The following is a 4,360-nucleotide window of genomic DNA, read 5'->3' as shown; positions in this document are numbered from 1 at the left end:
GTCGACGACCTGCACGACGCCCTGGTCATTGGCATCGAGCTGCTTGTTGGTCTTGCCCAGCTCGACAAGCTGCTCGAAGCTGGCCACCTGGCTCTGTTCGCCCGCCTTGGCCGCGGCGCGCACCGAACGTGCCAGCGTGAAGAATTCGGTCGTGTAGCGCGCGATCTCCAGCGGGCTGGCAATGACGAGCTTGATGGGCTTGCGCACATGCGACTCGATCTGCGCGACCCAGCTGGTGTCGAAGGGCTCGGATGTCGCGATCGTCACGTCATTGAGGCCGAACTGCACCGGCAGGCAACGCTTGGCTTCGGCATAGMCGATGGACATCACGTCGCCGACGCGGCCCACGTCCACCTTCAGCGGGTCGATGCGCAGATACGGCAACTTGGCGCGCACCGCCAGCCATTCGGACAGTGCGTCCACATCCAGTGGCTTGCCAGTCGACAGACGCACCAGAGCGGCATGGCCCAGGCGAACGAGGGGATGCAGGGCGCTATCGCCGGCCGCGAAGCGCTGCTCCGTGCGCTGGACCTGGCTTTCGTCGATGAGGCCATCCTCCTGCAGCCAATGCAGCAGCTGGCGCCATTCCAGGCGGCCTTCAGTCTTCGTGGGGGCAGCCAGTGGCTTGGACTTGGTCGACATCGAGGCTCGGCTTCTCAAAGGGCGTTGAGGATGCTCATCGGCAGCGGCCGCACCAGCCTAAGCCATTTGCGGGCCGGCAACTTGAAGCGCGATTCGATATTAGCTGCGCGCTGCTCCAGGATGTCACGGTGTGGCACCTGCACGCCGCGCGCCGCGACGACGACGGTGTTGCCCTCCTTGGTGGGCGCCAGGCTCCAGACCTGGTCCGACCCGAAGGCCTTGGCGATGCGCAATGCGCTGCGCGCAAAGCTGGCGCTGCGACCGAACAGATTGACCGTCATCAGCCCACCGTCCGCCAGCACGCCGCGGCAGGCGGCGTAAAAGGCCTCATCGTCCAGCACGGGCGACGCCGCGTCATGGTCGTAGAGATCCACGCTCAACACATCCACCGTCTGCAGGTTGGCGTCGTCGTTGACCCAGGCCGCGGCGTCGCCGTTGACGACGCTCAACCGGGCATCATTGCCCGGCAGACGGAACCACTGCCGGCAGGCGGCGATGACCTCGGGGTTGATCTCCACCGCCGTCGTGCGCATCTTCAGCTGGCCATGGCAAAAGCGCGTCAGCGCCGCGGCACCCAGGCCGAGTTGCACGGCATGGCCTTCGCCCAGTGCGGCCGGGTCTCGCCACAACATCCAGGCGCACATGCGCTGGATGTACTCCAGCTCCAGCTGATCSGGCTTGCGGATACGCATYGCACCTTGCACCCAGATCGAGTCCAGATGCAGAAAACGCACGCCGTCRAATTCGCTCAGCGTCGCCGGGCCCCAGGTCGTTGGCTTGGGCTTCATCGCCCGGCCGTCAGCAGTCTTGTCATAGGCAGGATCCTAGGCCACCAGATACGGCGCCAGTCCGGCCCGCCAGGCGGCGATCTTGTCTGCCAGGCTCAGGCCAGCATGCGCTGGGCTCGTCGACGGCAGTCGCAGCACGGGCAAGGCCACGTCGCCCAGGGCCAGCAATGTCTGCCGGTGAGCGAGCGCGCCGTTGCAGGCAATCGCGCGCAGCTGCGGCAGCCGGGTGACGAGATCCATCAGATCGCTCGGCTCGGCGGCTTCGATGGCCGTGTCCAGGCTGCCCTCGCGCCGGCAGGCGGCGACGGCGTCCCATAGCGCTACCCGGCCGCGGCGCAATGCCTGCAGGCGCTCTGCATAGGGCCGCGTCGCCAGATCCGGTTCGCCCAGCAGCGCCGCCAGGACGGGCCAGAAGGCATTGCGCGGATGCGCGTAGTACTGCGCCGCCTGCAGCGAGGCCGCGCCGGGAAAGCTGCCGAGTACCAGCAGACGGGCCTGGGCGTCAAACACCGGCGCAAGGCCGACAAGACGCTCGATTTCGGGGTTTGGAGGAGTGGCAAACACGGCCGGCAGCTGCGACGATGCGCGGATTTTCACAGGGAGTGACTCGACATGATGAATACGGAAGCCATCTGGCTGTTTCTCAGCACCCAGGGCGTGGACTTCGGCTTGAAGATTCTCGCGGCCATCGCGGCCTGGGTCGTGGGCCGGTGGCTCATTTCAATCGCGCTGCGCGTGTTCTCGGCGGCGCTGGAGCGCGGCAAGCGCATCGACTCGACGCTGGCCACCTATCTGCGCTCCATCCTCAGCGTGCTGCTGAACCTGGTGCTGATCCTCGCGATCCTGGACATCTTCGGCGTCAAGACCACCTCCTTCGCCGCCTTGCTGGCCGGCGCGGGCCTGGCTATCGGCACGGCCTGGGGCGGGCTGCTGACCCACTTCGCGGCGGGTGTCTTCATGCAGGTGCTGCGGCCTTTCAAGGTGGGCGACTTCGTGCAGGCGGGTGGCGTGACGGGCACGGTGACCGAGATCGGCCTGTTCGGCACCACCATCAACACACCGGACAACGTGCACACCCTCGTCGGCAACAACACCGTGTTCAGCAGCGCCATCCAGAACTACTCGGCGCAGGCGTTCCGCCGCGTCGACTGCCTGGCCAAGGTTGCCAACAGCGTGGACCCGCTGGACGCCATCGCGCGGCTGCGTCCGGCCATCGCGGCCATTCCCAATGTGCTGGCCAAGCCGGCGCCCGATATCGAGATCCTGCAGTTCACGCCCGAAGGCCCGCTGCTGTGCGTGCGGCCGTACTGCCACACGGACCATTACTGGCAGGTCTACTTCGACACCCACAAGGCCGTCGTCGCGACCTTTGGCGCCGCCGGCTACCCGGTGCCGGAGACGCCCCTCGCGCCGCGCAATCGCTGAACCTGGAGAAACCATGGCTGACCTGACCGCCCGCGTCGCCGGGCTGTGGCGCTACCCCGTCAAGTCGTGCGCCGGCGAAGCCGTCAATACCCTGCTGCTGGACGGCGACGGCTGGCCCGTGGGCGACCGCGGCTGGGGCATCGTCGACGCGGGCGGCGAGCTGACATGGATGGGCGCGCACCCACGGCTCGCGCTGGTCCACGCCCGGTTGGTGGGCTCGGACCTCGAGTTGCAGGCCTTGGGCCGGTCGTTGACGGTGCCCGGCGAAGGCGGCGACGCGCTGGAAGTGCGCGGCTGGAACGGCGAACGCCAGGACTTCGACGTGCTGCAGGTCTGGGATGCTGGCGAAGACGCGGCCGCGCTGCTCAAGGCGACCACGGGCGAGCCGCTGCGGCTGGTGCGCTTGAGCATTGAGGCACAGCGCCGGCCCATCCTCAATGCACTGCACATCGTCGGCGAGGGTTCGCTGCAGTCCTGGCAGGACGCCATGGCCCAGCCGCTGAACGGGCCGGCACAGCGTGCGCGACCCAATCTGCTGCTCAGTGCCGAAGACGGCGGCGACCTGCCGCCTTTCATCGAGGACATCCTGGTCGAGGCCCGCATCGGCGCACTGACGCTGCGCCGCACGACGGTCTGCGTGCGCTGCGTCGTGCCAACGGTGGACCCGGCGAGCGGCGAACCGCAGCCGGTCGTGCTGGACGCCTTGACCCGGCTCAGTGCCGAGCGCGCCCCGGGCGCACCGGTGCAGTTCGGTGTCTACGCGCGTGGCGACGGCGCGGGGACCCTGCGCATCGGCGACCGCGTGGACCTGTCGCTGAATTTCGGCGAGGCCTGATCAGCCCAGTCGCGGCAGCGCGGCGCGCGCGTTGGCGCTGGTGATTGCCGCCGTCTGCTCCAGCGTCCAGCCGCGCAGCTCGGCCAGGCTTTCGGCAATGCGCGGCAGYTCGGCCGACTCGTTGCGTGCCTGGCCTGGGCTGGTTTCGCGCTGCTCGGCGGTCTTGTAGAGCCACTGCGGCGGGATGTCCGGCGCATCAGTCTCCATGACCAGCGCCGTATCCGGCACGCTGGCTGCAATGCGGCGGATCTGCAGGGACCGCTCGAAGGTCAGCGTGCCGCCGAAGCCGAGCTTGAAGCCCAGCTCGATGAAGGCTTGCGCCTGCTGCTCGCTGCCGTTGAAGGCATGGGCTATGCCACCGTGCGTGAAGCCGACACGGCGCAGGCCGGCCAGCAGCTTGTCGGCGCTGCGCCGCACGTGCAGCAGCACCGGCAGGCCGGCGCGCTTGGCGAGCTTGAGTTGCTCGACGTAGAAGTGCTGCTGGGTGTCGGGGTCGATGCCCTCGACGAAATAGTCGAGGCCGATTTCGCCAACGGCGACGAGACGCGGATCGGCATGATGCGTCTCCACCGCTTCGGCGAGTTTTTCCAGATCGCCTTCGCCCGCGCGCATCACGCACAGCGGATGGATGCCCAGGGCGTAGGTGAAGTCGTGCTGGATGGCCAGCAGG

Annotated in this window: 6 protein-coding genes; 2 read left to right on the top strand and 4 right to left on the bottom strand. The window is 67.9% G+C overall.

All coding sequences use genetic code 11. From position 1 onward, the window contains the following. From AC1DU6_RS21535 to AC1DU6_RS21525, 3 genes are all read right to left on the bottom strand, one after another. Window positions 1-642, bottom strand: a 642-nt coding sequence (locus AC1DU6_RS21535; protein ID WP_477859484.1) for a GspE/PulE/PilB domain-containing protein, incomplete at its 3' end; no start/stop codon positions are given. A 14-nt stretch (window positions 643-656) separates the two neighbouring features. Next, window positions 657-1,430, bottom strand: a complete 774-nt coding sequence (locus tag AC1DU6_RS21530) for a spermine/spermidine synthase domain-containing protein (protein WP_477859482.1) — start codon at window positions 1,428-1,430, stop codon at window positions 657-659. Window positions 1,431-1,466: 36 nt separating this feature from the next. Then, complete coding sequence (locus AC1DU6_RS21525; protein ID WP_477859480.1) at window positions 1,467-2,027, bottom strand: DNA-deoxyinosine glycosylase; 561 nt, start codon at window positions 2,025-2,027, stop codon at window positions 1,467-1,469. Window positions 2,028-2,045: 18 nt separating this feature from the next. Here AC1DU6_RS21525 and AC1DU6_RS21520 point away from each other — a divergent pair, with 18 nt between their 5' ends. Beyond that, window positions 2,046-2,855 (top strand): mechanosensitive ion channel family protein, encoded by an 810-nt coding sequence (locus AC1DU6_RS21520; RefSeq protein ID WP_056193115.1) that lies wholly within the window; start codon window positions 2,046-2,048, stop codon window positions 2,853-2,855. 13 nt (window positions 2,856-2,868) lie between these two features. Next, window positions 2,869-3,690, top strand: a complete 822-nt coding sequence (locus AC1DU6_RS21515; protein WP_477859477.1) for an MOSC domain-containing protein — start codon at window positions 2,869-2,871, stop codon at window positions 3,688-3,690. Here AC1DU6_RS21515 and AC1DU6_RS21510 read toward each other — a convergent pair. Further along, the coding region (locus AC1DU6_RS21510) for a TatD family hydrolase (protein WP_477859475.1) at window positions 3,691-4,360 on the bottom strand (670 nt) is incomplete at its 5' end.

This window comes from Roseateles sp. P5_B10 (genome assembly GCF_056400485.1).
The sequence above is the reverse complement of the archived record's forward strand: the minus strand, read 5'-3'. Positions and strand labels throughout refer to the sequence as shown.

What these genes read in the sequence shown, in the direction of transcription:
- AC1DU6_RS21520 (WP_056193115.1), top strand. Translation starts at nt 2,046, where the DNA reads ATGAATACGGAAGCCATCTGGCTGTTTCTCAGCACCCAGGGCGTGGAC.
- AC1DU6_RS21515 (WP_477859477.1), top strand. Translation starts at nt 2,869, where the DNA reads ATGGCTGACCTGACCGCCCGCGTCGCCGGGCTGTGGCGCTACCCCGTC.